Origin of the sequence: Meiothermus sp., from assembly GCF_026004075.1 — a bacterium.
In the GTDB taxonomy this organism is placed as follows: domain Bacteria; phylum Deinococcota; class Deinococci; order Deinococcales; family Thermaceae; genus Meiothermus.
The window spans coordinates 846,234-871,323 of the sequence record NZ_BPIK01000001.1; the positions used below are offsets into that span (position 1 = coordinate 846,234).

21 protein-coding genes are annotated in these 25,090 nt (G+C 66.6%); 3 read left to right on the forward strand and 18 right to left on the reverse strand.

Annotated elements, in window-relative coordinates; all coding sequences use genetic code 11:
- The first annotated feature begins 124 nt into the window (after nucleotides 1-124).
- Nucleotides 125-3,898, forward strand: a complete 3,774-nt coding sequence (gene dnaE / locus Q0X18_RS04125; RefSeq protein ID WP_297558935.1) for a DNA polymerase III subunit alpha — start codon at nucleotides 125-127, stop codon at nucleotides 3,896-3,898.
- Between the two features lie 13 nt (nucleotides 3,899-3,911).
- Here dnaE and Q0X18_RS04130 read toward each other — a convergent pair whose 3' ends face one another.
- From Q0X18_RS04130 to Q0X18_RS04205, 16 genes are all read right to left on the reverse strand, one after another.
- On the reverse strand, nucleotides 3,912-4,712 hold the full coding sequence (locus Q0X18_RS04130; RefSeq protein ID WP_297558938.1) for an alpha/beta hydrolase: 801 nt from the start codon (nucleotides 4,710-4,712) through the stop codon (nucleotides 3,912-3,914).
- Between the two features lie 15 nt (nucleotides 4,713-4,727).
- Nucleotides 4,728-5,438, reverse strand: a complete 711-nt coding sequence (locus Q0X18_RS04135) for an ABC transporter ATP-binding protein (protein WP_297558941.1) — start codon at nucleotides 5,436-5,438, stop codon at nucleotides 4,728-4,730.
- Complete coding sequence (locus Q0X18_RS04140; protein WP_297558943.1) at nucleotides 5,435-6,187, reverse strand: ABC transporter ATP-binding protein; 753 nt, start codon at nucleotides 6,185-6,187, stop codon at nucleotides 5,435-5,437. Before Q0X18_RS04140 ends, Q0X18_RS04135 begins: the two co-directional genes overlap by 4 nt.
- Nucleotides 6,184-7,098, reverse strand: a complete 915-nt coding sequence (locus Q0X18_RS04145; RefSeq protein ID WP_013014374.1) for a branched-chain amino acid ABC transporter permease — start codon at nucleotides 7,096-7,098, stop codon at nucleotides 6,184-6,186. The genes Q0X18_RS04140 and Q0X18_RS04145 overlap by 4 nt, the downstream gene beginning before the upstream one ends.
- An 11-nt stretch (nucleotides 7,099-7,109) precedes the next feature.
- Nucleotides 7,110-8,030, reverse strand: coding sequence for a branched-chain amino acid ABC transporter permease (locus tag Q0X18_RS04150; protein WP_297558956.1), 921 nt, complete (start codon nucleotides 8,028-8,030; stop codon nucleotides 7,110-7,112).
- A 16-nt stretch (nucleotides 8,031-8,046) separates the two neighbouring features.
- Nucleotides 8,047-9,216 (reverse strand): ABC transporter substrate-binding protein, encoded by a 1,170-nt coding sequence (locus Q0X18_RS04155; RefSeq protein ID WP_297558959.1) that lies wholly within the window; start codon nucleotides 9,214-9,216, stop codon nucleotides 8,047-8,049.
- A 24-nt stretch (nucleotides 9,217-9,240) separates the two neighbouring features.
- Nucleotides 9,241-10,068 carry a tryptophan 2,3-dioxygenase gene (kynA, locus tag Q0X18_RS04160; RefSeq protein ID WP_297558962.1) on the reverse strand — a complete coding sequence of 276 codons (828 nt, stop codon included), beginning with the start codon at nucleotides 10,066-10,068 and terminating at the stop codon, nucleotides 9,241-9,243.
- On the reverse strand, nucleotides 10,068-11,297 hold the full coding sequence (gene kynU, locus Q0X18_RS04165; protein WP_297558965.1) for a kynureninase: 1,230 nt from the start codon (nucleotides 11,295-11,297) through the stop codon (nucleotides 10,068-10,070). Before kynU ends, kynA begins: the two co-directional genes overlap by 1 nt.
- Nucleotides 11,298-11,305: 8 nt before the next feature.
- The gene (locus Q0X18_RS04170) at nucleotides 11,306-11,719 is read right to left on the reverse strand and encodes a RidA family protein (RefSeq protein WP_297558969.1); all 414 of its coding nucleotides are present in this window, start codon (nucleotides 11,717-11,719) and stop codon (nucleotides 11,306-11,308) included.
- A 2-nt stretch (nucleotides 11,720-11,721) separates the two neighbouring features.
- The gene (locus Q0X18_RS04175) at nucleotides 11,722-13,341 is read right to left on the reverse strand and encodes an AMP-binding protein (protein ID WP_297558978.1); all 1,620 of its coding nucleotides are present in this window, start codon (nucleotides 13,339-13,341) and stop codon (nucleotides 11,722-11,724) included.
- On the reverse strand, nucleotides 13,319-14,533 hold the full coding sequence (locus Q0X18_RS04180) for an acyl-CoA dehydrogenase family protein (RefSeq protein WP_297558982.1): 1,215 nt from the start codon (nucleotides 14,531-14,533) through the stop codon (nucleotides 13,319-13,321). Before Q0X18_RS04180 ends, Q0X18_RS04175 begins: the two co-directional genes overlap by 23 nt.
- Complete coding sequence (locus tag Q0X18_RS04185; RefSeq protein WP_297558985.1) at nucleotides 14,533-15,342, reverse strand: enoyl-CoA hydratase family protein; 810 nt, start codon at nucleotides 15,340-15,342, stop codon at nucleotides 14,533-14,535. The genes Q0X18_RS04180 and Q0X18_RS04185 overlap by 1 nt, the downstream gene beginning before the upstream one ends.
- Nucleotides 15,339-15,827 (reverse strand): MarR family winged helix-turn-helix transcriptional regulator, encoded by a 489-nt coding sequence (locus Q0X18_RS04190; protein ID WP_013014365.1) that lies wholly within the window; start codon nucleotides 15,825-15,827, stop codon nucleotides 15,339-15,341. Before Q0X18_RS04190 ends, Q0X18_RS04185 begins: the two co-directional genes overlap by 4 nt.
- Nucleotides 15,828-16,595 (reverse strand): SDR family NAD(P)-dependent oxidoreductase, encoded by a 768-nt coding sequence (locus tag Q0X18_RS04195; RefSeq protein WP_297558988.1) that lies wholly within the window; start codon nucleotides 16,593-16,595, stop codon nucleotides 15,828-15,830. It lies immediately after the preceding gene.
- Complete coding sequence (locus Q0X18_RS04200) at nucleotides 16,592-18,919, reverse strand: bifunctional salicylyl-CoA 5-hydroxylase/oxidoreductase (protein WP_297558996.1); 2,328 nt, start codon at nucleotides 18,917-18,919, stop codon at nucleotides 16,592-16,594. Before Q0X18_RS04200 ends, Q0X18_RS04195 begins: the two co-directional genes overlap by 4 nt.
- Nucleotides 18,920-19,116: 197 nt before the next feature.
- Nucleotides 19,117-21,375: a xanthine dehydrogenase family protein molybdopterin-binding subunit gene (locus Q0X18_RS04205; protein ID WP_297558999.1), complete on the reverse strand. Its 2,259-nt coding sequence runs from the start codon at nucleotides 21,373-21,375 to the stop codon at nucleotides 19,117-19,119.
- A gap of 60 nt (nucleotides 21,376-21,435) precedes the next feature.
- On the opposite strand from Q0X18_RS04205, the gene Q0X18_RS04210 reads away from it, so the two are divergent.
- The gene (locus Q0X18_RS04210; protein ID WP_297559002.1) at nucleotides 21,436-22,398 is read left to right on the forward strand and encodes an acetamidase/formamidase family protein; all 963 of its coding nucleotides are present in this window, start codon (nucleotides 21,436-21,438) and stop codon (nucleotides 22,396-22,398) included.
- Here Q0X18_RS04210 and Q0X18_RS04215 read toward each other — a convergent pair.
- Nucleotides 22,361-23,269 (reverse strand): MoxR family ATPase, encoded by a 909-nt coding sequence (locus Q0X18_RS04215; protein WP_297559004.1) that lies wholly within the window; start codon nucleotides 23,267-23,269, stop codon nucleotides 22,361-22,363. The two genes, Q0X18_RS04210 and Q0X18_RS04215, sit on opposite strands and share 38 nt — an antisense overlap.
- A gap of 99 nt (nucleotides 23,270-23,368) precedes the next feature.
- Here Q0X18_RS04215 and tsaD point away from each other — a divergent pair, with 99 nt between their 5' ends.
- A complete protein-coding gene (tsaD, locus tag Q0X18_RS04220; RefSeq protein WP_297559007.1) occupies nucleotides 23,369-24,346 on the forward strand; it encodes a tRNA (adenosine(37)-N6)-threonylcarbamoyltransferase complex transferase subunit TsaD in 978 nt (325 codons plus the stop codon).
- Here the strand turns inward: tsaD and Q0X18_RS04225 are convergent.
- Entirely contained in the window at nucleotides 24,343-25,032 is a 690-nt protein-coding gene (locus tag Q0X18_RS04225; RefSeq protein WP_297559010.1) for a hypothetical protein, read from the reverse strand. The two genes, tsaD and Q0X18_RS04225, sit on opposite strands and share 4 nt — an antisense overlap.
- Nucleotides 25,033-25,090: the final 58 nt, after the last annotated feature.

Here is a 25,090-nt window from a genome sequence, read left to right on the forward strand (position 1 = left end):
CGTTGATTGTAACCATAAAAGACCGCTCTGGTTAATCACGAGCGCCAGCAGCCCGTCGCCCCCTTCGCTTGGCCGCGCCCGACTTCACCATTGGGTTCCCGGTTTACGTTATGATGCCCGCATAATGGCGACCGAGCTTAATTCATCCGGGCAACCGCACAATCCCAACACCTGCCCAACCTGTAAATTCGCCCACCTGCACCAGCACACCCAGTTCAGCCTGCTGGATGGGGCGGCCCGGCTCAAAGACCTACTGAAATGGGTCAAGCAGGTCTCGCCCGAGGAGCCCATGCTGGCCATGACCGACCACGGCAACATGTTTGGGGCGGTGCAGTTTTACAAATACGCCACCGAGCTGGGGGTCAAGCCGATCATCGGCTACGAGGCCTATGTGGCGGCGGAGTCGCGCTTCGACCGCAAGCAGGGCAAGGGGCTGGATGGGGGTTACTTTCACCTCACGCTGCTGGCGCAGAACATGGAGGGCTACCAGAACCTCTCCCGCCTGGCCAGCCGGGCCTACCTCGAGGGCTTCTACGGCAAACCCCGCATCGACCGCGAGATTCTGCGCGAACACAACGCCGGCATCATCGCGCTTTCGGGCTGCCTGGGGGCCGAGATTCCCCAGTTCATCCTGCAGGAGCGCTTCGAAGACGCCGAAAAGCGCTTGCAGGAGTACCTGGCGATTTTTGGCCCGGAACGCTACTTTATCGAGATTCAGGACCACGGCCTGGCCGAGCAGCACAAGGTGAACAGGGTTCTGAAGGAGTTCGCCGATAAGTACGGCCTGGGCCTGGTGGCTACCAACGACGGGCACTACGTCAAGAAAGACGACGCCGAGGCCCACGCGGTGTTGCTGGCGGTGCAGTCCAAGGCCACCTGGGACGACCCCAACCGCTGGAAGTTTCCCTGCGATGAGTTCTACGTCAAGAGCCCCGAGGAGATGCGCCAGACCTTCGAGGACGAAAAAACCCTCTGGGGCAGCCGCATGGATGAGCTGTTCGACAACTCGGTGAACATCGGGCGGATGTGCGAGGTGGAGCTGGTGCCCAAAAAGGTGCAGTACCGCATCCCCAAGTACCCTTTGCCCGAGGGCCGCACCGAGGTGGTCTACTTCCGCGAGCTGACCTTTAACGGGCTGCTCAAGCGCTACCCCGACCGGGTAACCCCCGAGCTGTACCGGGAATTCCTGCGCAAGCTAGGCCGGCCTGTGCCCCACGGGGATGGGGAGGTGCTGGCCCTCGAGCTGGCCCGCATCGAGGACCTCGAGGCCACCCGGGCCCACCTGCCCGAACTCAGCGAAGGCATCCAGTGGGACGGCTGGGCCATTCTGTCCCGCGCCATCTACGAGCTGACCGTGGTGGAGCGCATGGGCTTTCCGGGCTACCTGCTCATTGTGGGAGATTTCATTAACTGGGCCAAGGACAACGGCATCTCGGTGGGGCCGGGCCGCGGCTCGGCGGCGGGCTCGCTGGTGACCTATGCCACCCGCATCACCAACATCGACCCCCTGGAGTACAACCTGCTCTTCGAGCGCTTCCTCAACCCGGCCCGGGTCTCCATGCCCGACATTGACACCGACTTCTCGGACGTGCGCCGGGGCGAGGTGATTGAGTACGTGCGCCAGCGCTACGGCGACGAGATGGTGGCCCAGATTGGCACCTTCGGTACGCTGGCCTCCAAGGCGGCCATTAAGGACGCAGCGCGGGTGTTTGGCCTCCCAGTTAAAAAAGCTGACGAGCTGGCCAAGCTTATCCCGGTGACCTTCGGTAAGCCGATGCCGCTGGACAAAGCCGTTGAAACCATTCCCGACCTGCGGGCCGAGATGGAAAAAGATCCCCTGGTGAAGCGGGTGCTCGAGGTGGCCCAGAAGCTCGAGGGCCTCTCGCGCCAGAGCAGCGTACACGCCGCCGGGGTGGTCATCTCGGACGTGCCTTTGCGCGACTACATCCCCCTGATGCGGGCCGGGGACACCGGGGCCAAGGTCACCCAGTACGACATGGGCTCGGTGGAGGCCCTGGGCTTCCTCAAGATGGACTTTCTGGGCCTGCGCACGCTCTCGTTTTTGGACGAGTGCAAGCGCATCATCAAGGAGTCCAAGGGGGTCGAGCTCGACTACGACAACCTGCCCATCGACGACGCCAAAACCTTCGAGCTGCTGGGCCGGGGGGAGACCAAAGGGGTCTTCCAGCTCGACTCGGCGGGCATGACCAGCGCGGTGCGGGGGCTCAAGCCGCGCCGCATCCAGGACATCATCGCCCTGGGGGCGCTGTACCGGCCCGGCCCCATGGAGAACATCCCCACCTACATCCGCCGCCACCACGGCCGGGAGGAGGTGAGCTACCCGCAGTTCCCCAACGCCGAGAAGTTCATCCGCCCCATCCTGGAGGAGACCTACGGGATTCCGGTTTACCAGGAGCAGATCATGCAGATTGCCACCGCGGTGGCCGGCTACAGCCTGGGGGAGGCCGACCTGCTGCGCAGGGCCATGGGCAAAAAGAAGATGGAGGAGATGGTCAAGCAGCGGGCGCAGTTCAAGGAAGGGGCCGCCAAAAACGGCATCCCCGCCGAGGAAGCCGACCGGCTGTTCGATTTGCTCGAGGCCTTCGCCAACTACGGCTTCAACAAGAGCCACGCCGCGGCCTACGCCATCCTGACCTACCAGACCGCCTACGTCAAAGCCCACTTCCCGGTGGAGTTCTTCGCTGCGGTGCTCACGGTGGAACGCCACGACTCCGACAAGGTGGCCGAGTATATCCGGGCGGCCCGCACAGCCGGGGTGGAGGTGCTGCCCCCCGATATCAACCAGTCGGGTTTTAGCTTCCGGGCCCTGGAAAAGAGCGTGCTGTTTGGGCTTTCGGCGGTTAAGAACGTGGGCGAGACCCCCACCGAGCTCATTTTGCGGGAGCGCGAGCGGGGCGGGCCCTACAAATCGCTGCCGGACTTCCTGCGGCGGCTCGACGGCACCGTAGCCAACAAGCGGGTGGTGGAGTCCTTGATCAAGGCCGGGGCCTTTGATGCCTTTGGGCCTCGAGGCCCCATGCTGGCCGCCCTCGACGACCTGCTCAAGTGGGCCCAGGCCGAGCGCGAACAGGCCCAGTCGGGGATGATGGGGCTGTTTGGCGAGTCGCTCGAGCCGGTGATTCCGGCAGTGCCGCAGTTAGACGCCATCACCCAGCTTCGCATGGAGAAAGAGGCCCTGGGCATCTACGTGACCGGGCACCCCCTCTCGCGCTACCAGGGCCTGCGCGAGGCCGCGAGCTGCACGATAGAGGAACTGCCCCAGGCCTTTGCCGAACACAAGGGAAACCGCAACCGCGCGCGGCTGCTGCTGGCCGGTATGGTGGAGGGCATTGTACGCAAGCCGACCAAATCGGGGGGGATGCTGGTGCGCTTCACCCTGGCCGACGAGACCGGCGCGGTGGAGGTGGTGGCCTTTGGCCGGGCCTACGACAAAATATCCCCGCGCATTGCCGAGGATGCCGCGGTGCTGGTGGTGGTGGAGGTGGAGCCCGACGGCGAGGGGGAGACCCTGCGGGTGGTGGCGCAGGAGGTGTTTCCCTACCACGAGCTCGAGGGCCTGCCCAAGGTGCTGGAGCTCGAGCTGGACATGGCCCTGATGGATGAGGAAAAACTGATGGACTTGCGCAGTCGGCTCGACGAGGTGGCCGGGCCGTTGCCGGTGCAGCTCAAGGTGCGGGGGCCGGGCGGCTGGGCGCTGGTGGAGGCCCGGGAGGTGCGGGCCGCCGAGGAGGCCCTGCCGGTGCTGCGGGAGCTGGACTGGCTCGAGGCCCGCCTGATCCCCGACCGCGAGATGCTGCTGGGCTATGGCAAACCGGCCGAGGGCAACGGCTTCAGAAACCCTAAAGGGCCCGACCAGGGGCCGGTGGTGCCGTTCTGAGTTTCGGCTGGGCTCAAAGCCTTAGGAAGGGCTCCCACAGCGGGCTATTGGTGTCGGTGAGCGCATCCAGCGCGTTGAAGTGATGGCAGTTGGGCAGGGCGATAACCTCTGTGCAGATCGCCGGCCAGGCCTCCTTGAGCAGTCGGCTCTGGCGGTGGAACTCACCCGACTCGAGCGCCCCCACTGCCAGCACCAGGGGGGCCTGGACGGTCGGTGGCTTGTGGGCGGGGCTGCAGGCCCTGGCCCTGGCGGCATCGAGCTGCAGGTCGCTGTTGAACGATACCTGGATCAGGGGCTCCAGATCGAAGAGGCCGCTGATGGAAATTCCGCCCACGATGGCCCCGGCGGGCAGGCCGTAGTCGGCCCAGGGGGTGGCGAACATCTCGCCCGTCAGGTGCCCCCCCGCCGAGTGGCCGCTGATGATGAGCGGCTGGGGGTGCGCCCGGTAGAGCCAGGCCACGGCCCGGCGGCACTGCTCGGTAATTTCGGCGATGCTCACACTGGGGCAGAGCGCATAGTTGATAACCGCCACGCTGAAGCCGGCCCGTACCAGCGGGGGTGCGATCCAGGAGAAGTCGTCCTTGTCGAAGGCCCGCCAGTACCCGCCGTGGATGAAGACCAGCAGCGCCCGGCTGTGGGGGGCGGTAAATAAATCGAGGGTTTCCTTGGGGCCGGGGCCGTAGGGCAGGGTTTGGTATTCCAGGCGCTGGCGGGCCTGCCGGGCTTCCTGGGCCCAGCGCTGGAAGAAATCGGCGAAGTTGGGGACGGAGAGCCGGGGGTTGTACTGCTGCTCGTACCAGGCAGGTTCGGGCATAGCCAGAGCGCCTCCTCAGACACTAAGGTACTGCTTCCACACCTCGGGCCGCTGGGCCAGGGCGCGGGAATCGCCCTGCCAGACCACCCGCCCCCGCTCCAGGATGGTGTGCTGGTCGGCCAGGGGCAAGAGGCGCTCGAGGTACTTGTCAATCACCAGAATGGTCTGGCCGTTTTCCTTCAGCAGCCGCAAAACCCGCCAGATCTCCTCGCGCAAAAGGGGAGCCAGCCCCTCGGTGGCCTCGTCCAGAATCAGGAGCCGGGGGTTGGTCATCAGGGCCCGGCCAATGGCCAGCATCTGCTGCTCACCGCCGGAAAGCTGGTATCCCAGGTTGTTGCGGCGCTCTTTCAGGCGTGGAAAAAGCGCCCAGATGCGCGCCAGCGTCCAGGGCTCGGGGCTCTGGTTGCGGTTGGCGGCAAAGGCGATCAGGTTTTCCTCCGCCGTGAGGTTGGGGAAGATCTGCCGCCCCTCAGGGACGAGGGCCACGCCCAAAGCCGCGATCTGCTCGGGGGCCAGGGCCAGGGTGGATCGCCCGGCCAGGCGTATCTGACCCCTGCGGGCCGGGGTCAGGCCCATAATCGAACGCACCGTGGTGGTTTTGCCCATGCCGTTGCGGCCCAGCAGCGTGGCGACCTGGCCCTCTTCCACCCGCAGGCTTACCCCAAACAGCACCTGGCTGGGGCCGTAGAAGGTCTCGAGCTGCTCAATTTCCAGCAAGGCGCTCACTTTGCACCCCCTTCGTCGCCCAGGTAGGCCTTGTGCACCTCGGGGTTGGCCCTTATCTCCGCGGGGCTGCCCGAGGCGATGACCTGCCCGTAGACCAGCACCGAGATGCGCCGGGCCAGCCGGAAAACCGCCCCCATGTCGTGCTCGACCAGCAGGATGGTGTGGTGCTGTGCGAGCTGGGCGATGAGCGCCACCATGCGCTCCGACTCCTCGGCCCCCAGGCCGGCCATGGGCTCGTCTAAGAGCAGCAGCCTGGGCCGGGAGGCCAGGGCCAGGCCCACCTCGAGCTGGCGTTGCTCGCCGTGGGAGAGCTGGCCCACCACCCGCTCGAAGCGCCCGGCCAGCCCCACCTGCTCGGCCACGGCCAGGGCGGCTTCGGTCAGGTGCTTTTCCCGTGCGACCGGCTGCCAGAAGCGGAAGCTGCTGCCCGCGCGGGCCTGCACGGCCAGCTCGAGGTTGGTGCGCACGGTGTAGTTTTTGAACAGGTTGGTGATCTGGAAGGTGCGGGCCAGGCCCCGGTGCACCCGCTGATGGGCCGGCAGGTGGGTGATGTTTTCCCCCTGGAAGCGAAGCTGCCCCCGGCTGGGGGGGAGCATCCCTGCAATCAGGTTGATCAGGGTGGTCTTGCCAGCCCCGTTGGGGCCGATGAGGGCATGGATCTCACCCGCCTCGATGCTCAGGTTGCAGTTGTTCACCGCGGCCAGGCCGCCGAACTGCTTGCTGAGGCCCTCGAGCACCAGCAGACTCATGATCCCCTCCGCATCAGCCCGGCCAGGCCCTTGGGGGCAAAGAGCACGATGAAGAGCAGAATCAGGCCCACCCCAAGCTGCCAGTGGATGGTCAGGTCTTGCAGAATCTCCTCCACCAGAGAAAGCACCAGCGCCCCCAGCACCCCGCCCCAGAACTGGCCCACCCCGCCCAGAATCACCATCATCATCAGGTGGCCCGACTGCTGCCAGGCCAGCAGGTTGGGTGAGGCGTACTGGGTGTAGTGGGCCATCAGCACCCCGGCCAGCCCGGCCAGGGCCCCGGCCAGCACAAAGGCCACCAGTTGAAAGTGGAAGACCGGGTAGCCCAGGGCCAGCGCGCGGGCCTCGTTCTCCCGGATGGCCTGCAAGACCCGCCCAAACCTCGAGTGCACCAGCCGGTAGAGCAGGTACAGCGCGGCCAGCAGCACCCCCAGGGTCAGGTAGTACAGGGTGGTGTCGTTCAGCTCGAACAGGCCAAACTCGGGCCGCCGGGCCCGGAGGCCGTCCTCGCCGCCGTACTGTTTGAAGGAGACCACCAGGTAGTAGATCATCTGGGCGAAGGCCAGGGTAATCATGATGAAATAAATGCCCCGCGTTCGGAGGCTGATGGCCCCGATCAGCAGGGCCAGGAGCGCGCTGAGCCCCACCGCCACCGCCCAGATGACCCAGCCCGAGGTCACCCCTTCGCGCATCAGGATAGCCACCGTATAGGCCCCCAGCCCAAAGTAGGCGGCATGCCCGAAGCTCACCATGCCGCCGTAGCCCAGAATCAGGTTGAGGCTGCTGGCGGCCAGGGCGAAAATCATAATTTTGGTCAGGAGGCCCTGGTAGAACTCGAGGCCCATCGCCGCCGCAATGGGGGGGAAGGCCAGCAGCAGGCCCAGCAGGACAGTCGGGAAAATCCAGCGCATCACCACTACCCCTAGGTGCGGGCCGGGAAGAGCCCCTGCGGCCTGAAGAACAGAACCACCGCCATCAGCAGATAAATCAGAATCGAGGCCAGGGCCGGCCCCAGGTTGGAGGCCACCTCCGGCGAGGCCACCCGCGAGAGTAAAAGCGGCAGGAAGGCCCGACCAGCGGTGTCCACCAGGCCCACCAGCAACGCCCCCACCAGGGCCCCCTTGATGGAGCCGATGCCGCCAATCACAATCACCACAAAGGCCAGAATCAGGATGCTCTCGCCCATCCCAATCTGCACCGCCAGAATGGGCCCTAAAAAGGCCCCCGCAATGGCGCAGAGCCCGGCCCCCACCCCAAACAGCAGGGTAAAGAGGGGCTTGATGGGGACGCCCATGGCCTGGGCCATCTCGCGGTTGGAGGCCCCGGCCCGCAGCCACATGCCCACCCGGGTGCGGTTCACCAGCCAGAACAAAAGCAGCGCCACCAGCAGCCCCACCCCGATAATTACCAGCCGGAAGGCCGGGTAGTACAGGCCGGGAAGAATCTCCACCGGCCCCGAAAGCGCCTCCGGGGCCGAGAGCAGCAGGGGCTGGGAGCCCCAGATCATCCGCACCACCTCGTTGATGATGAGAATCAGCGCGAAGGTGGCCAGCACCTGGGAAAGGTGGTCGCGCCGGTAGAGCTGGCGCAGCACGCTGAGCTCGAGCAGCATCCCAATCAGGGCCGTGCCCAGCACAGCGCCCAGCACGGCCAGCCAGAAGCTGCCGGTGGCCCCCACCAGGGTGGCGGTCAGGTAGGCCCCGATCATGTACAGCGAGCCGTGGGCCAGGTTGATGGTGTCCATGATGCCCAGAACCAGGGTCAGGCCAGCGGCCAGCAAAAAGAGCATCAGGCCGAACTGGAAGCCGTTGAGCACCTGCTCGATGAACAGTGAGGGCGGCATAGGCTGGGCCTTTGATCTATCTCAGCTTGCACCTGTCTACGTAGGCGTCGCGGTGGTTGGTGAAGATGGTGCCCACCTGGCGGTTCACAATCTCCCCGCCCGGCTGCTGGATTACCTGGCGCAGGTAGTAGTTCTGGATGGGGTAGCCGTTGGGGCTGAAGCGGATTGGGCCGCGAGTGCTGTTGAAGCCGGCCAGCATGGCCTTGCGCAGCTCGTCTTTCTTGCTCAGGTCGCCCCCCACAGCCTTGATGGCGGCATCCAGCAGGAGCGCAGTGTCGTAGCCCTGCGAGGCGTAGAGGGTGGGGATGCGGTTATAGGTTTTGCGGAAGTCCTCCACGAAGCGCTGGTTGATGGGGTTGTTGAGTTCCAGGGTCCACTGCGAGCTGTTGTAGATGCCCACCATGCCCCGGCCCACTGCCCGGATGACGTCGGCATCGGCCGAGAAGCCCGGCAGGAAGAGGGGAATTTCCCGCAGCAGCCCGGCCTCGGCGTACTGCTTGATGAAGTTGACGCCCATGGCCCCCGGCTCAAAGGCATACACGGCTTTGGGGCGCGCAGCGCGAATCTGCGCGATTTCCGCCGAGAAATCGAGCTGGTTGAGCCGGTGGTAGACCTCGGCCACCACCCGGCCCTTGAAGTAGCGCTTGAAGCCGGTCAGGGCGTCGCGCCCGGCGGGGTAGTTGGGCGCCAGCAAGAACACGTTCTCGAAGCGGCGGGTCTGCACGTACTGGCCCATGGCCTCGTGCAGGTTGTCGTTTTGCCAGGCCACGTTCACAAAGTAGGGGCTGCACTGCTCCCCGGCGTACTCCGAGGGGCCGGCGTTGGGGCTAATGTAGAAGACCTTTTCCTCGAAGATGGCGTCGCCTACTGCGAGCAGGATGTTGGAAAAGATGATGCCGGTGAGGAAGTCGACCCGGTCGCGCTTGAGCATACGATCCACGGCCTGGCGGGCCACGTCGGGGTTCTGCTGGTCGTCGGCCACGATAACCTCGACCGGCAGGCCCCCGAGCTGGTTGTTGAGGTGGCGCAGGGCCAGGTTGAAGCCGTCGCGAACGTCAATCCCCAGGGCTGCCCCACCGCCCGAGAGGGTGCTTACGAAGCCAACCTTGACCGTGCGGGGCTGGGCCAGCGCGAGAGAAAAACCCATCAACCCCAGGAAAACCATCAGCCAAACTGCTTTTTTCATCCTTCCTCCTTTCCTGCGCTCGAGCTAGAGCGCGGTGCGCACCTGCCATAACTCGGGGAAGAGTACGATGTCCAGCGCCCGCTTGAGATAAGGAACCCCAGCGGTGCCGCCGGTGCCCTGCTTGTAGCCGATGATGCGCTCCACTGTGGTCAGGTGGTTGAAGCGCCAGCGGCGGAAGTTGTCCTCCACGTCCAGCAGTTTTTCGGCCAGGTAGTACAGATCCCAGTAGAGGGCGGTCTGGCGGTAGATTTGCAGCCAGGCATTGCGGATGGCCTCGCTGGGCTGGTAAGGCTGGCTGTAGTCGCGTTCCAGCACCTCGGCGGGAACTGCCAGGCCTCGAGCCGCCACCAGGCGCAAGGCCAGGTCGTAGAGGCTGGGAGACTTCAGGGCCTCTTCCAGATGCTGGTACTGCGCGGGTTTGTGCTGGTGGGGTTTCATCATGAAGGGTTCTTTGTTGCCCAGCAGGAACTCGATCAGGCGGTACTGGTACGACTGAAACCCCGAGGCCCGGCCAAAGGCCGAGCGGAACTCGAGGTAGTCGGCAGGGGTCATGGTCTTGAGCACCTCCCAGCTCGAGCTCATCTGCTCCTGGGCGCGGCAGACCCGGGTCAGCATCTTGAGGGCGGGGTCAATGACGCCCTGCGCCAGAAGGCCCATGGCGCTTTGCAGCTCGTGGATGATCAGCTTCATCCACAGCTCCTGTACCTGGTGGATCACGATGAAGAGCATCTCGTCGCGGGCCTCGGTAAGGGGCTGCTGGGCCGCCAGAACTTCTTCCAGGTGCAGGTAGTCGCCATACGAGAGGTCGTGGCGGAAATCGGTGTGGGCAGCTTGGTAGGTCGGGTCTTTCATCAGGTCACCTTGGCCCTTTCCTGGAAGCGCGCCTCCTGCCACAGCCCGCTCTGCATGACCTGGGCCAGCCTTTGCACCGCGTGGTAGACATCCTCGTAGCGCAGGTACAGTGGGGTGAAGCCAAAGCGCATAATGTCGGGGGCGCGGAAGTCGCCGATCACGCCCTGGCTGATTAGGGCCTGCATAATGGCGTAGCCCTCAGGGTGCCGGTAGGCCACCTGGCTGCCTCGGCGGTGGTGTTCGCGCGGTGTGGCGAGCTGGAAGCCATAACGGGCGGCCAGCGGCTCCATCAGCTCGATGAAGAGGTCGGTAAGCTGGAGCGACTTTTGCCGCACCTGCTCCATGTCCACGCCCTCGAAAACCTCGAGCGCTGCCTCCAGCGCGCTCATCGAGAGCACGCCGGGCGTCCCCACCGTCAGGCGCCGGATATCCAGGGCGGGCTGGTACTTGGGTACAAAAGCGAAGGGAGCTTTGTGCCCCATCCAGCCGGTCAGGAAAGGCCGGGTAGCCCCCTGGTGTCGCCGGGCCACGAACAGAAAAGCCGGTGCGCCCGGGCCACCGTTGAGGTACTTGTAGCCGCAACCCACGGCAAAATCCACCCCGTGCCGGTTGAGCTGTACCGGAAGGGCCCCCGCGCTGTGGGCCAGATCCCAGATGGTCAGGGCCCCTTTCTGCTGGGCCAGCCCGGTGAGCCGGGCCATGTCGTAGAGGTAGCCGGTGCGGTAGTCCACCTCGGTTAGCAGGAGCACCGCGGTCTGCTCGTCGAGAGCGTCCTCGAGCTGGTCTTTCTTTACAAAGCGCAGCTCGTACCCGCCCCGAAGCTCGGCGATGCCCTGGGCGATGTAGAGGTCGGTGGGGAAGTTGTCGATGTCCGAAACGATAACCCTACGCCCCGGGCGCAGCTCGAGGGCGGCCAGCAGCACCTTGAACAGGTTGACCGAGGTCGAGTCGGCGGCGATGACCTCGTCGGGCTCGGCCCCAATCAGCCGGGCGATCTTGGCCCCCACCCGCTGGGGCAGGTCAATCCAGCCGTGCAGGTTCCAGCTCTTGATCAGGCTCTGGCCCCACTCGGCCTGTACCACCTGTTCCATGCGGGCCACCACCCGCTTGGGCAGGGCCCCCAGCGAGTTGCCGTCGAGGTAGATGACCCCTTCGGGGAGCAGGAACTCAGCCCGTTTGGCGGCCAGGGGGTCGGTGCGGTCGAGGGCTTGCAGCTCGGCTAAGGTCATAGGTCTCCTTATTCGGGGATCACGGCGGTGGCTTCGATCTCCACCCGGGCCCGGTCTTCGATCAGCGCCCTCACCTCCACCACCGACATGGCGGGGTAGTGGCGGCCCATTACCTCGCGGTAGGCCAGGCCCAGGGCGTCGAGCTGGGCCAGGTATTCCTGTTTGCTGAGGATAAACCAGGTGAGCCGCACCACGTGTTCGGGGCGGCCGCCCGCCTGGGCCAGGGTTTCTACAATGTTTTGCAAGGCCTGGCGGGCCTGTTCAACAAAGTTGTCGGACTCAAAGACGCCCTGATGATTCCAGCCCACCATTCCAGCCAAAAACACCATGCGCCCTCTGGCCGCGATGCCGTTGACGTATCCCCGGGGCGGCTTCCAACCAGGGGGTTGCAGGATTTGCCAGCTATCCTCGAGCTTCTCCATGGCTATACCCTATTCTGTTCTGCTTCCTTGCGCAGCAAATACCGCTGTAGTTTACCGGTCTGGGTGCGGGGCAGGCTCTCGCGGAACTCGATGGCCCGTGGGTACTTGTAGGGGGCAATTTTCTGCTTGACGAAGTCCTGTAGCTCCTTCACCAGCGCCGCCGAAGGCTCTACACCGGCCCGCAGCACCACGTAGGCCTTGACGATCTGGCCCCGCTCGGGATCGGGGGCCCCCACCACCGCGCACTCAGCCACCGCCGGGTGGAGCAGCAGGGCATCCTCCACCTCGGGGCCGGCGATGTTGTAGCCCGCCGAGACAATCATATCGTCGGTGCGGGCCTGGTAGACGAAGTAGCCCTCCTCGTCCACCAGGTAGGCATCCCCGGTGATGTTCCAGCCGTGCTGTACGTAGTTGCGCTGGCGCTCGTCGGCCAGGTAGCGGCAGCCGGTGGGACCCTTCACCGCCAGGCGGCCCACCTGCCCTGGGGGAAGCGGCTGGCCTGCCTCGTCCAGCACGCAGGCCTGGTAGCCCGGAACGGGCTTGCCGGTGGCCCCCGGCCTGGCCTCTTCCTCAGTGTGGGAGATGAAGATGTGCAGCATCTCGGTGGCCCCGATGCCGTCGATGAGCTCAATGCCGGTGGCCTCTTTCCAGAGCTTACGCGTGGAGGCCGGCAGGGGCTCCCCGGCCGAAACGCACTTGCGCAGCGAGGCGAGGTCGAACTTTTGGGCCTGGGCGGCCATGGCCCGGTAGGCGGTGGGGGAGGTGAAGACCACGCTGGCCCGGTACTCGGCAATGGCCGGGAGCAGAAGATCGGGGCTGGCTTTTTCCAGCAAGACCGAGGAAGCCCCGATGCGCATGGGGAAAAGCACCAGCCCCCCCAGCCCAAAGGTGAAGGCCAGCGGTGGGCTGCCGATGAACACGTCGTCGGGGGTGGCCCGCAGGATGTGCTTGCCAAAGGTGTCGCAGATGGCTAGCACGTCGCGGTGGAAGTGCATGCAGCCCTTGGGCTGGCCGGTGGTGCCGGAGGTGAAGGCGATCAGGCAGGTGTCGTCGCTGGCCGTCTCTACGTTGGCGAAGTGCGTGGGTTTATGGGCCATCCGGGCTTCCAGGCTGCCCCCTTCGCCCCAGTAGATCACCTGTTGCAGGGTGGGGCAGTTGGGTCGCGCGTGCTCGAGCTCCTCCCGCAGCCGCCCGTCGCACAGGGCATGCGAGACCTGGGCCTTGTTCACTACTTCGGTAAGCTCCTTGGCCCGCAGCAAGGGCATGGTGGTGACCGCTATGCCCCCCGCTTTCATCACCGCAAACCAGGCCGCCACCAGCATGGGGTGGTTGGGGGCGCGCAGCAGCACCCGGTTGCCGGGCACCAGGCCCATATCCTGGGTCAGCACATGGGCGATGCGGTTGGCCTGCTCGAGCAGCTCGGCGTAGCTCCAGCGGAGGCCTGCACCTTGCAGGCAAAGGCGCTCGGGGTGCCGGGCCGCCATCCGGTCGAGCAGCTCGCTGGCGCAGTTGAGCCGCTCGGGATACTGGAGTTCGGGCAGGCTGAAGACCAGCTCCGGCCACTCCGACCTGGGGGGTAGATGGTCGCGGGCAAAGGTGTCAATGTGGGCGCTGTACCCCATCTCCGGTGCCTCCTTTCGTGGTCTGGGTTTCCTTGTAGCGTTTGAGCAATTCGCGGGCGATGATGAGCTGCTGCACCTCGCTGGCCCCTTCGTAGATGCGCAGGGCGCGAATTTCGCGGTAGAGCGACTCCACCACCTGCCCCCGGGTAATGCCCAGCCCACCCCATAGCTGCACGGCCCCGTCTATCACCTGCTGGGCGTACTCGGTGGCGGTGAGCTTGGCCATGGCGGCCTCCTGGGTAACCCGCTGGCCCTGGTCGCGCAGCCAGGCCGCGCGGTAGGTGAGCAGGGCAGCGGCCTCAATCTTCACGGCCATATCGGCCAGGCGGGCCTGGGTGAGCTGGAAGTCGGCCAGGGTCTGGCCGAATAGGGGTCTTGTGGTGGCGCGAAAAAGCGCCTCGTCCAGCGCCCGCCGGGCAAAGCCCAGCGCGGCGGCGGCCACCGAGGTGCGGAAGATGTCGAGGGTCTGCATGGCGATTTTGAAGCCCTGACCTTCCTCGCCCAGGCGCTGGCGGGCCGGAATCCGGCAGTGCTCGAACCTGAGCCTTGCCAGCGGGTGGGGGGCGATGACCTCGAGGCGCTCGGCGACCTCGAGCCCCGGCGTACCGGCCTCCACCACAAAGGCCGAGATGCCCTTGGCCCCCTGGCTGCCCGGCGCGCGGGCAAAAACCACGTAAAAATCGGCAATGCCCCCGTTGGAGATCCAGGTCTTCTGCCCGTTCAGGATGTAGTCCTGGCCCTCGGCCCGCGCCTCGGTGCAGAGGGCCCCCACATCCGAACCCGCCTCCGGCTCGGAGAGCGCAAAGGCCGCAATGGACTCGCCCCTGGCTACCGGGCCCAGGTAGCGGGCTTTCTGTTCGGGGCTGCCGTGCAGGGTGATGGCCCCCGAGCCCAGGCCCTGCATAGCAAAGGCGAAGTCGGCCAGGCCCTGGTGGTAGGCCAGGGTCTCGCGGATGAGGCAGACGGCGCGGGTGTCTATCTGCTCGTACACCCCCCCGTGGGCCTGGCCCCCCACCGCGTAGCGCGTCCAGCCCCCCGCGCCCAGCAGCCGGACGAGCCGGCGGCAGGCCTGGTCGGTGTCTTGCGTGGGGTGCACGGCGAGGTGATGCCTGGCCCAGGCTTCCAGGTCGCGCGCCAGCTCGCGGTGCTGGGGCTCAAAGAAGGGCCAGTCCAGGTGGGTTTGATCCCGCATCAGTCCCCCTCGAAAACCGGCTTCTCTTTCGCCACAAAAGCCCGGTAGGCCCGCTGGAAGTCCTGGGTAGCCATGCACAGGGCCTGGGCCTGGGCCTCGGCCTCGATGGCTTCGTCGAGGCCCATGCTCCACTCCTGGTGCAGCATCTTCTTGGTCATGGCGTGGGCAAAGGTGGGGCCCTGGGCCAGCATTCGGGCAAACTTGCGGGCCTCCTCGAGCAGCTCCTGGGGCTCGCACAGCCGGTTGAAAAAGCCCCAGGCCAGCCCTTCCTCGCCCATCATCACCCGGCCCGTGTAGAGCAGCTCGGCGGCCCGGCCCTGCCCGATAATCCGCGGCAGCATGGCGCAGGCCCCCATATCGCAGCCGGCCAGCCCGACCCGGTTGAATAGAAAGGCGGTCTTGCTCTGGGGCGTGCCGAAGCGGATATCCGAGGCCATAGCCAGGATGGCCCCGGCCCCGGCGCACACCCCATCCACCGCGCTCACGATGGGCTGGGGGCAGGCCCGCATGGCCTTGACCAGGTCGCCGGTCATGCGGGTGAAGGCCAGCAGCCGGGGCATGGGCATCTGGGTCAGGGGGCCGATGATCTCGTGCACGTCGCCGCCCGAGCAGAAGTTGCCCCCGGCCCCGCAGAGCACCACCGCCCGCACATCCTCGGCGTACTGCAAGGCCCGGAAAAGGTCGCGCAGCTCAGCGTAGGACTCAAAGGTAAGGGGGTTTTTGCGCTCGGGACGGTTGAGGGTGATGGTGGCGACGGCCTCCTCGAGCTGCCACAAAAAATGCTGGGCCTGGTAGCTTGCCAGTTTCACCGGCGGGCCTCCTTTCCGTTGAGGTGGGTTTTGAGTTTGCCCAAAAGCGTGTACATCTGTTCTTTTTCGCTGCTGGAGAGCCCCTCGAAAAGCTCGATCACCCAGCCTTCGTGCTCCTGAGCCATCCGGGCGAACACCTGGCGGCCCAGAGGGGTGAGCTTGACCGTGAAGGCCCGCCGATCCTGAGGGTCGGGCTCGCGCCGCACCAGGCCCTCGGCCTCGAGCTGGTCGGTAATCCCGGTGACGTTGCCGGTGGTCACCATCATGCGCTTGGACAGCTCGCTCATCTTGAGGCCCTCGGGGTGGCGCTCGAGCTGGGCTAGCAGGTCGAAGCGGGGCAGGGTGGTCTGGAAGTGCTCCCGCAGCCGGGTGCGAATCTGGCCGGTGATCAGGTTGGTGCAGGTGAGCAGGCGCAGCCACAGCTTGATGGCCTGGTGGTGGTCTTCGGCCAGGCGGGTCTCGAGGTCGGGCTTGACCGCCGGCATCTACATCACCTCCCCGCCCGCCACCGCGATGGCCTGCCCGGTCAGGGCCGCCGACCCGGGCATGCACAGCCACAGCACAGCCTGGGCCACCTCCTCGGGCTCGACCAGCCGGCCCTGGGGGTTGTGCCGCACCAGTTCGGCCCGGGCCTCGGCGGGGCTGCGCCCGGTCTTCTGCACGATGGCGGCCAGGCTGGCCTCGAGCAGCTCGGTCTGAGTGAAGCCGGGGCAGACCGCATTCACGGTGATGTTTTTCCGGGCCAGCTCCAACGCCAGCGCGCGGGTCAGGCCGATCACCCCGTGCTTGGCCGCGCAGTAGGCGCTCACGTAGGGGTAGCCCCTGAGCCCGGCGGTGCTGGCGATGTTGACGATGCGCCCCCAGCCCGCGGCCAGCATGCCCGGCAGGGCCGCCTGGGTGCACAGAAAGGTTCCGGTGAGGTTCACTTCGATCATGGTTCTCCACAGCCTCAGGTCGGTTTTGCCGAAGGGCCGGCTCTCGGCCTGGCCGGCGTTGTTGACCAGGATGTCTACGTTCCCCAGGGCGCGGGACGCGCCCTCGAAGGCCTGCTGCACCTGGGCGGGGTCGGTCACGTCGCAGGTTTCCACGTGAACTTCCGTTGCCAGTTTGCGGGCCTGGGCCTCCAGCTGCGCCCGGCTGCGCCCCAGCAGGGTGAGGCGGGCCCCCGCACCGGCCAGCGCCGTTGCAATCGCGGCCCCGATGCCGCGCCCGCCGCCGGTTACAACTGCGTGCTTGCCCGCCAGCGGTTTCATCGGATGGCCAGCTCCTCGGCCCGCTCGAGCGAGGCCCGGGCCAGGTTGCGCTCGAGCTGGGCCTTGCCGGATAGGTACTGCTTGGGCCAGCTTATCTCGGTGTAGCCGAGCCGCGCGGCCTGGTTCAGCGTCCAGTGAGGGTCGGCCAGGTGGGGCCGGGCGATGGCGCACAGGTCGGCCCGCCCGGCGGCGATGATCGAGTTCACGTGGTCGGCCTCGTAGATGGCCCCGACCGCCATGGTGGCGATGCCCACCTCGTTGCGGATACGGTCGGCGAAGGGGGTCTGGTACATGCGCCCGTACACCGGCCTAGCCTGGCGGGTGGTCTGCCCCGAGGAGACGTCAATCAGGTCGCAGCCGGCCTCCTTGAATAATCGGGCGATCTCTACCGCGTCGTCGGGGGTGTTGCCGCCGGGGGCCCAGTCGTGGGCGGAGATGCGCACCGAGATCGGCAGGTGCTCCGGCCAGACCGCACGCAAGGCCCGGAAGACCTCGAGGGGGTACCGGCAGCGGTTCTCCAGGCTGCCGCCGTACTCGTCGGTGCGCTGGTTGGTGAGGGGGCAGATGAAGGCCGAGAGCAGGTAGCCGTGGGCGCAGTGCAGCTCGAGCCAGTCGAAACCGGCCTCCACCCCCCACTGGGCGGCCCGCACAAACTCAGCTTTGACCCGCTCCATATCCTCACGGGTCATCGCGCGGGGGATCTGGTTGTGGGGGCCGTAGGGGATGGGGGAGGGGGCCAGCAGCGGCCAGTTGCCCTGCGGCAGCGGCTCGCTCTCGTCCTCCCAGCCCACCTGGGTCGAGCCCTTCGGCCCGGCGTGCCCGAGCTGAAGCGCGATCCTGGCGTCGGAGTTGTGGTGCACAAAGTCCACGACGCGCCGATAGGCCTGCATATGCTCCTCGCTGTACAGCCCCGCGCAGCCCGGCGTGATGCGCCCGTCGGGGGAAGGGGCGGTCATCTCGGTAAAAACCACCGCCGCCCCACCCAGGGCCCTGGCCCCCAGGTGCACCAGGTGGAAGTCGCTGACCAGCCCGTCCTGGGCCGAATACATGGCCATGGGCGAGACCACCACCCGGTTCTTGAGGGTCAGGCCCCGCAGCCGGAAGGGGGTGAACATGGGCGGGATGGGCCTGGGGGGCAGGCCGGATTTCTGCGCCAGCCAGCGCTCGTAGCCCTCGAGGTACCGCCGGTCGCGCAGGCGCAGGTTCTCGTGCGAGATGCGCTGGGAGCGGGTCAGGAGGCTATAGGCGAACTGCTCGGCCTCGAAGTGGCTATAGCGCTCGACGTTCTCGAACCACTCGGTGGAGTTGCGCGCGGCGTTTTGCAGTTTGAGCACCTCCACCTGCCGCACTTTCTGGTAGGCCTCGAGCACCTCGGGCAGGTGCGCCGGCGTATCGCCCAGGCGCTCGATGGTGCGGGCCAGCTCGATGGCGTCCTCGAGGGCCAGCTTGGTGCCGCTGCCAATGGAAAAGTGCGCGCTGTGGGCGGCGTCGCCCATCAGCACCACCGGCACCGGGCCGTTCCAGTGCACCCAGTTCTGGCAGACCACCCGGGGAAACCGGATCCAGATGGCCGAGCCCCGCAGGTGGGCGGCATTGGAGATCAGCCGGTGCCCCCCCAGGTACTTGGCAAAAAGCCGCTCGCAAAAGGCGATGCCCTCCTCCTGGCTCATCCTGTCCAGGCCGGCCTTCTGCCAGACCGTTTCCGGCGTCTCCACGATGAAGGTCGAGGTGTGCTCGTCGAACTGGTAGGCGTGGCCCTGAAACCAGCCCCACTCGGTTTTCTCGAAGGCAAAGGTAAAGGCCGGGAACGGCTGGTGGGTGCCCAGCCAGACAAAGCGGCACTTGCGCAGCTCAATATCGGGCTGGTACGAGGCTTCATACTTTTTGCGGATGCGGCTGTTGATGCCGTCGGAGGCGATCACCAGGTCGGCCTGGTAGGCCTGGGCCACAGCCTCGTCGTCGGTGACCTCGGTCTGGAAGACCAGGTTCACGCCCAGCTCCCGGCAGCGCGCTTGCAGGATGTTCAGCAGCTTCTTGCGCCCGATGCCGATAAAGCCGTGCCCCTCCGAGCGGATCACCCGGCCCTTGAAGTGCACCTCGAGCGCGTCCCAGTGGTGAAAAGCCCGGCTGATCTGGAGGTAGGTGGGGTGGTCGGCCTTTTCCAGGTTGCCCAGGGTCTGGTCGGAAAACACCACCCCCCAGCCGAAGGTGTCGTCCGGGCGGTTGCGCTCGAGCACCGTGATCTGGTGGGCGGGGTTTTGCTTTTTCATCAGCAGGGCGAAGTAGAGCCCCGCCGGCCCGCCGCCGATGCAGACAATCCTCACCGCCGCCTCCTTAACGCCGCTTGCTGGTTGGCCCCCTGGGTGTGCTGCATGGTAACCCCGCTTTTGCTTTAAGCCTAAAATATTTAGCTATAAGATAAAAGATTGCAAGACAGGTTACAAATCACGGGAAATAAACACCACCCTGGGGGCGGTCGGCGGAGCCTGTCGAAACCGACCGCCCAAACAGGCTAAGCGGGTTAGCGCCGGAGGGCCCGCCAGACCTTCTCGGGGGTGAGCGGCATGTCCAGGTGGGCGATGCCCAGCGCGTCCAGCACCGCATTAACCACCGCCGGGGTGGCGGCGATGGCCCCGGCCTCGCCCACGCCCTTCACCCCCAGGGGGTTGGTGGGGGAGGGGGTCTGGTGGCGGTGGGGTTCCAGCGGGGGCATCTGGTCGGCTTTGGGCAGGGCGTACTCCAGGTAGTTGCCGGTGCGGTTCTGCCCTTCCTCGTCGTAGACGACGCCCTCGTAGAGGGCCTGCCCGATGCCCTGGGCGATGCCGCCGTGCTGCTGGCCCTCGAAGAGCAGCGGGTTGACCACCACCCCGCAGTCGTCCACCGCGATGTAGCGCAGAATGCGCACCAGGCCGGTCTCGGGGTCTACCTCCACCAGGGCCAGGTGGGCCCCAAAGGGGTAGTTGGCCTCCCTGAGGGCAAAGCTGGCGTGGCCCTCGAGCCCCGGCTCCAGGCCGGGCGGCAGCTTGCGGGGGTTGAAGGCGGTGGCGATCACCTGCTCCAGGGGCACGGCTTTGTCGGTGCCGCGCACCCCCCAGCCCTGCTCGAGCAGCTCGATATCCTCGGGGGCGGCCTCCAGGAGGTGGGCGGCGATTCGCGCCACCTTGTCGCGCACCAGGTCGGCGGCCTTCAGTACGGCCGAGCCTCCCACCGAGAGGGTGCGGCTGCCGGCGGTGCCCATGCCGTAGGGAACCGCCAGGGTATCGCCCTGCACTACGCTGATGCGCTCGGGGGGCAGGCCCAGCCGCTCGGCCACGATCTGCACAAAGGCGTTCTGGGTGCCCTGGCCGTGGGGTGAGGTGCCGGTGAAGATCACCGCGCTGCCGTCGGGGTTGATGCGCACGCCGCCGGTCTCCCAGCCATACCCGGTGATCTCCACATAGCTACAAAGCCCGATGCCCAAGAGCCGGCCCTGGCTTCTGGCCTCGGCCTGCAGGGCCCTGAGCCGGGGGTAGTCGCTGACCTCGAGCAGCTTTTGCAACACCTCGCCATAGGCCCCGGAGTCGTACTTGGCGCCGGTGCGGGTTTTGTAGGGGAACGGCCCGCTGATGAAGTTTTTGCGGCGGATCTCGGCGGGGTCGAGGCCCAGCGCCCGCGCGCCCATGTCCATCAGGCGTTCGAGGTAGTAGGTGGCCTCGGGCCGCCCGGCCCCCCGGTAGGCCCCGGTGGGGGTGGCGTTGGTGTACACCCCCAGCATCTCCAGCTCCACCGCTGGAATCTCGTAGGGGCCCTGCAGCATCAGGATGGTGCCGGGGGCGTTGCCCAGGGTGGTCTCGAGGGCGTAGGCGCCCAGGTCGGCCACCACCCGCCCGCGCAGCCCCAGGATTTTTCCCTCGGCGTCGAAGGCCATCTCCAGCTCGGCCACCTGGGCCCGCCCGTGGATGGTGGCCCCAAAGCTTTCACTGCGCCCCTCCACCCAGCGCACGTTCCGCCCCAGGCGACGGGCCAGGTAGGCCACCAGAATTTCCTCGGGGTAAACGTTAATTTTGGCCCCAAAGGCCCCGCCCACGTCGGGGGTAATCACCCGCACCTGGTTCTCGGCCAGGCCCAGCCGCTCGGCTACCGCGCTGCGCAGGTCGTGGGGCATCTGGGTGCTCGACCAGACCGTGAGGGCCTCGCGGATGCCGTCCCAGCTTGCCAGAACCCCCCGGGGTTCCATGGCGCTGGGGGCCACCCGCTGCTGTACCAGCCGCCCGCCCACCACCGTATGGGCGCGGGCGAAGGCCTCGGCTACCTCGCCCGCAACGGTCTTGCGGGCCAGGGCCACGTTGCTCGGGAGCTGGGGGTGGATGGCGGGGGCGGCCTGGGCCTGCAGGGGCTCGGGGTAGGCCGGCAGTGGCTCGTAGTCCACAAACACCTGCTGGGCTGCCTCGTGGGCCAGGGCCTCGGAGGTCGCCAGCACCGCCACCACCGGCTCCCCCGCGTAGCGCACCCGCTCGCGGGCCAGCAGTGGGTGCAAAGCGCCCTGGGCATCGCGCGGTACCGAGGCCGGTGCGTACAGCTCGGGGAGGTCGCTCGAGGTGTATACCCCCACCACACCGGGGAGCTCTCGGGCCTCGGTGGTGTCCACCGAGACCAGCCGGGCGTGCGCGTAGGGGCTGCGCACCAGGGCCAGGTGCAGCAGGTTTTCGGAGGGCAGGTCGGCCAGGTACTGCCCCTGGCCCCGCACCAGCTTGCCGTCCTCTTGGCGCTTCATGGGTTGACCGATGTAGCGGTTCGACATGGCGATATGTTACCCACAAACCTCGAGGAAATGTGGGGCTGGGCGTATGCTGGGGGCGCTATGCCAACCCACACCTTCGAACCCACCCACTACCACCACACCCTGGGTACCCACCCGCCGGTCTTGCGCATTGCGCCGGGCGATACCGTGCAAACCACCTGCGTGGATGCAGCCGGCCAGGATCGGGATCTGCGGCAGGTTACTCCCCGGGGGAACCCCATGACCGGGCCTTTTTACATCGAGGGCGCCGAGGTGGGCGACACCCTGGTGGTTCGGCTGGAGAAGCTCAGGCCCAACCGCCACCGCGGCTGGTCGGGGGTGGTGCTGACCGCCAACGTGGTGGATCCCGAGGACGTGCCCCGGCTGGCCCAAGCCCAGGGGGCGCAGCGCTGGCTGGACTGGGACGTAGATCTGGAGAAGCAGACCGCCCGGCTGGCCTCGCCGGTGAGGGGTTTGGAGGGGCTCGAGCTGCCCCTCGAGCCCATGCTGGGCTGCTTTGGGGTGGCCCCCAGCCGGGGCGAGGCCATCTCCACCGCCACTTCGGGGCCGCACGGGGGCAATATGGACTACCGGGGCTTCAAAGAGGGGGTCACGGTCTATTTTCCGGTAGGGGTGGAGGGGGCTCTGTTCTTCCTGGGCGACGGGCACGCCCTGCAAGGGGATGGTGAAATCGCCGGGACTGGCATTGAAATTTCGATGGACGTGCAATTTTCGGTGGATCTCATCAAGGGACAGGCCATCCGCTGGCCCCGGGGCGAGGACGCGGCGTACATCTTCACCGTGGGCAATGCCCGCCCCCTCGACCAGTGCGTCCAGCACGCCACCAGCGAGATGCTGCGCTGGCTTACCGGCCCCTACGGCCTGGACATCCAGAGCGCCTCACAGCTGATGGGGCAGTGCGTCCGGTACGATCTGGGCAACATCTTCGACCCGGCCTACACCATGGTCTGCAAGATGCCCAAGAAACTTCTGGAGCGCCTAGGCTCTACTTCGGCATCGTACGGCGCAGCAAGTCCTGGATAATCTGTTCTACCCGCAGGCCCTCGAACTGGGCCTCCTCGGTCAGGAGCAGCCGGTGGGAGAGGGCCGGCCTGGCTGCGTTGCGCAGGTCGTCCCACTCGAGGTGGGCCCGGCCTGCCAGGTAGGCCAGGGCTTTAGCCAGATGGAGCCAGGCCTTGGCCCCGCGTGGCGATAGGCCCATGCGCAGGTGTTTTTCCTCGCTGGCGAGCTGGGCGGTGTTGGCGATGGCCTCGAGGGCGGGCTGGCTCACCACCACCTGCTGGGACTCGGCACGGGCTTTTAGCAAGTCCAGGCCTTCTACGGGCTGGGGGGCGACGGGCTCTTCCGAAAGAATCCGGATCCAGGTGGCCCGGGGGGGAGCCTGGACGGTAATCTTGGACATAAAGCGGTCGAGCTGGGCCTCGGGCAGGGGGTAGGTGCCCTCGAGCTCCAGAGGGTTCTGTGTAGCCAGCACCAGAAAGGGCTCGGGCAGGGCGTAGCGGGTTCCACCCACCGTGACCCCCCGTTCCTGCATGGCCTCCAGCAGCGCCGACTGGGTTTTGGGGGTGGCCCGGTTGATCTCGTCGGCCAGCACCACCTGGGCGAAGAGGGGCCCCTGTCGGAAAACAAACTGCCCATCCTCCAGAATCTCGGTTCCGGTCACGTCGGCGGGAAGGAGGTCGGGGGTGAACTGGATTCTCCGGTACGAAAGCCCGCTGGCCTCGGCAAAGGCCCTGGCCAGCAGGGTTTTGCCCAGCCCCGGCAGCCCCTCCAGCAAGGCGTGCCCGCCAGCTACGGCGGTTGCCAGCAGCTCGCGGATGACCTGCTCCTGCCCAAACAGCACCTGAGCGAGTGCGGTTTGTAAGGCGGTTAAGTGAACTCGAGCGTCGCTCACGGGCCCATACTACCCGCAGCCTGCCGCCCCCATACAGGCCCCAACCCGCAATTGGGTCTGTGGCTTGACCCGTGGGGCCTGGGCGGGCAGAATCGGGCTGTGTGGATTTTGGGCATAGACACCTCCTGCGACGATACCGGGGTGGGCCTGGTGCGGGATGGGGTGGTGGTGGTGAACCGGGTGGCCTCGCAAACCCTCCTGCACCAGCGCTACGGGGGGGTGGTGCCCGAGCTGGCCTCGAGGGAACACACCCAGGTGATTGACGGACTGGTGCAACAAGCCCTGGACGAGGCTGGCCTGAAGGCCGCCGATCTCGACCTGATCGCGGCTACCCGCGGGCCCGGCCTGATCGGGGCCTTGCTGGTGGGCTACACCTACGGCAAGGGACTGGCCTTCGCCCTGGGCAAACCCTTTGTGCCGGTGCACCACCTCGAGGGCCACATCTACGCCGCGCTGGCCGAGCACCCCGAGGTCGAGCCCCCGTTCCTGGCCCTGATCGCCTCCGGCGGCCACACCCACCTGTTCGAGGTGCCCGCGTGGGGCACCTACAGGCTCCTGGGGGCCACCCTGGACGATGCCGCCGGTGAGGCTTTCGACAAGGCTGCGCGGCTTTTGGGCCTGGGCTATCCGGGGGGGCCGGAAATCGAGCGACTGGCCAGACAGGGCGAGCCCAGCAAGGTGCCGCTGGCCGTGCCGCTCCAGGGCCAGGAAGGGTTTGCTTTCAGCTTCTCGGGCCTCAAAACGGCGGTGGCCCGGGCCCTGGAGAAAGGCTACGCGCCCGCCGATATCGCCGCCCGGTTTCAGCAGGTGGCGGTGGAGCACATCGTGCAGGTGGTGACCCGGGCTGCCCGGCACACCGGCCTTTCGACCGTGCTGGTGACCGGCGGGGTGGCGCAGAACACCGCGCTAAAAACCCAGTTACAGGCGGCGGGCCTTCGGCTCATGTTCCCCCCCAGGGGCCTCGCCACCGACAACGGGGCCATGATCGCCCTGGCGGCCTGGCGCACCCACGCGCGCAACCTACACAACCCCATGGCCCTTCCGGCGGCGGCCTACCTGCCCCTGGGCGCTGGCTAACCGCCCTTGCGCAAGGCCACCAGCTCGGTTACGTTTTCGCCATCGCGGGTTTTCTGGATGCTTCTGACCAGGCCCACGTTTTCGGCATACCAGCTTGTGCCCTGGCTTTCAAAGTTGAAGGGGAGGCTCAGAGGGCCGGCTTGGGCGCGCAGGCGGGTGGCAAAGGTGGTTTGCAGCTTGTAGGCCACAAAGCGGCCCGCCGGGGTGGTAACGGTCTCCTGCGCCACCACCCGGTAGGTGGTCTCGAGCGTCCCGCTGATGTTGAAGCGCAGCGGCCCCTGCTGCCCGGTGCCCTGTACCTCCAGCACCAGCTTCCAGCTACCGCCCACCGCCCAGCGGTCGTAGTCGGGGACGGCCACGCCCGTTACCTTGACCACCTTCAGGTCGTAGCTCACTGACTGAGCCCCGGCTTCTACCCGGCCACCCCCCTGGGTGCCGAAGTCCACCGGGGCGATGCCCTCCGGGGTGCAGCGGTAGGTGGTCTCTTCCTTTCCACCGGCGCTCTGGCGCACCTGTACAAAGCTGCTCTCGGTAATGCTGGTTTTGCGAATCGAGTAGGCGCCGGGGCGTTCCCCCGTCACCCGGTACTGCCATTCCCAGCCGGGGCGGGCGGGGGCGAAGGGCTGGTCACAGAGCTGGGCCAGGGCCGGACTGCCGAGTAGCAAGACCCACAATAGGGCGCGCATACACCCAGTGTATACGCGACCGCGCTATTCTCATCCAGGCAGGGTACAATCGCTTTTG

Coding starts and splice junctions, on each gene's coding strand:
- dnaE (WP_297558935.1), top strand. CDS start 125: ATGGCGACCGAGCTTAATTCATCCGGGCAACCGCACAATCCCAACACC.
- Q0X18_RS04130 (WP_297558938.1), bottom strand. CDS start 4,712: ATGCCCGAACCTGCCTGGTACGAGCAGCAGTACAACCCCCGGCTCTCC.
- Q0X18_RS04140 (WP_297558943.1), bottom strand. CDS start 6,187: ATGAGTCTGCTGGTGCTCGAGGGCCTCAGCAAGCAGTTCGGCGGCCTG.
- Q0X18_RS04145 (WP_013014374.1), bottom strand. CDS start 7,098: ATGCGCTGGATTTTCCCGACTGTCCTGCTGGGCCTGCTGCTGGCCTTC.
- Q0X18_RS04150 (WP_297558956.1), bottom strand. CDS start 8,030: ATGCCGCCCTCACTGTTCATCGAGCAGGTGCTCAACGGCTTCCAGTTC.
- Q0X18_RS04155 (WP_297558959.1), bottom strand. CDS start 9,216: ATGAAAAAAGCAGTTTGGCTGATGGTTTTCCTGGGGTTGATGGGTTTT.
- kynA (WP_297558962.1), bottom strand. CDS start 10,068: ATGAAAGACCCGACCTACCAAGCTGCCCACACCGATTTCCGCCACGAC.
- kynU (WP_297558965.1), bottom strand. CDS start 11,297: ATGACCTTAGCCGAGCTGCAAGCCCTCGACCGCACCGACCCCCTGGCC.
- Q0X18_RS04170 (WP_297558969.1), bottom strand. CDS start 11,719: ATGGAGAAGCTCGAGGATAGCTGGCAAATCCTGCAACCCCCTGGTTGG.
- Q0X18_RS04175 (WP_297558978.1), bottom strand. CDS start 13,341: ATGGGGTACAGCGCCCACATTGACACCTTTGCCCGCGACCATCTACCC.
- Q0X18_RS04180 (WP_297558982.1), bottom strand. CDS start 14,533: ATGCGGGATCAAACCCACCTGGACTGGCCCTTCTTTGAGCCCCAGCAC.
- Q0X18_RS04190 (WP_013014365.1), bottom strand. CDS start 15,827: ATGCCGGCGGTCAAGCCCGACCTCGAGACCCGCCTGGCCGAAGACCAC.
- Q0X18_RS04195 (WP_297558988.1), bottom strand. CDS start 16,595: ATGAAACCGCTGGCGGGCAAGCACGCAGTTGTAACCGGCGGCGGGCGC.
- Q0X18_RS04205 (WP_297558999.1), bottom strand. CDS start 21,375: ATGTCGAACCGCTACATCGGTCAACCCATGAAGCGCCAAGAGGACGGC.
- Q0X18_RS04210 (WP_297559002.1), top strand. CDS start 21,436: ATGCCAACCCACACCTTCGAACCCACCCACTACCACCACACCCTGGGT.
- Q0X18_RS04225 (WP_297559010.1), bottom strand. CDS start 25,032: ATGCGCGCCCTATTGTGGGTCTTGCTACTCGGCAGTCCGGCCCTGGCC.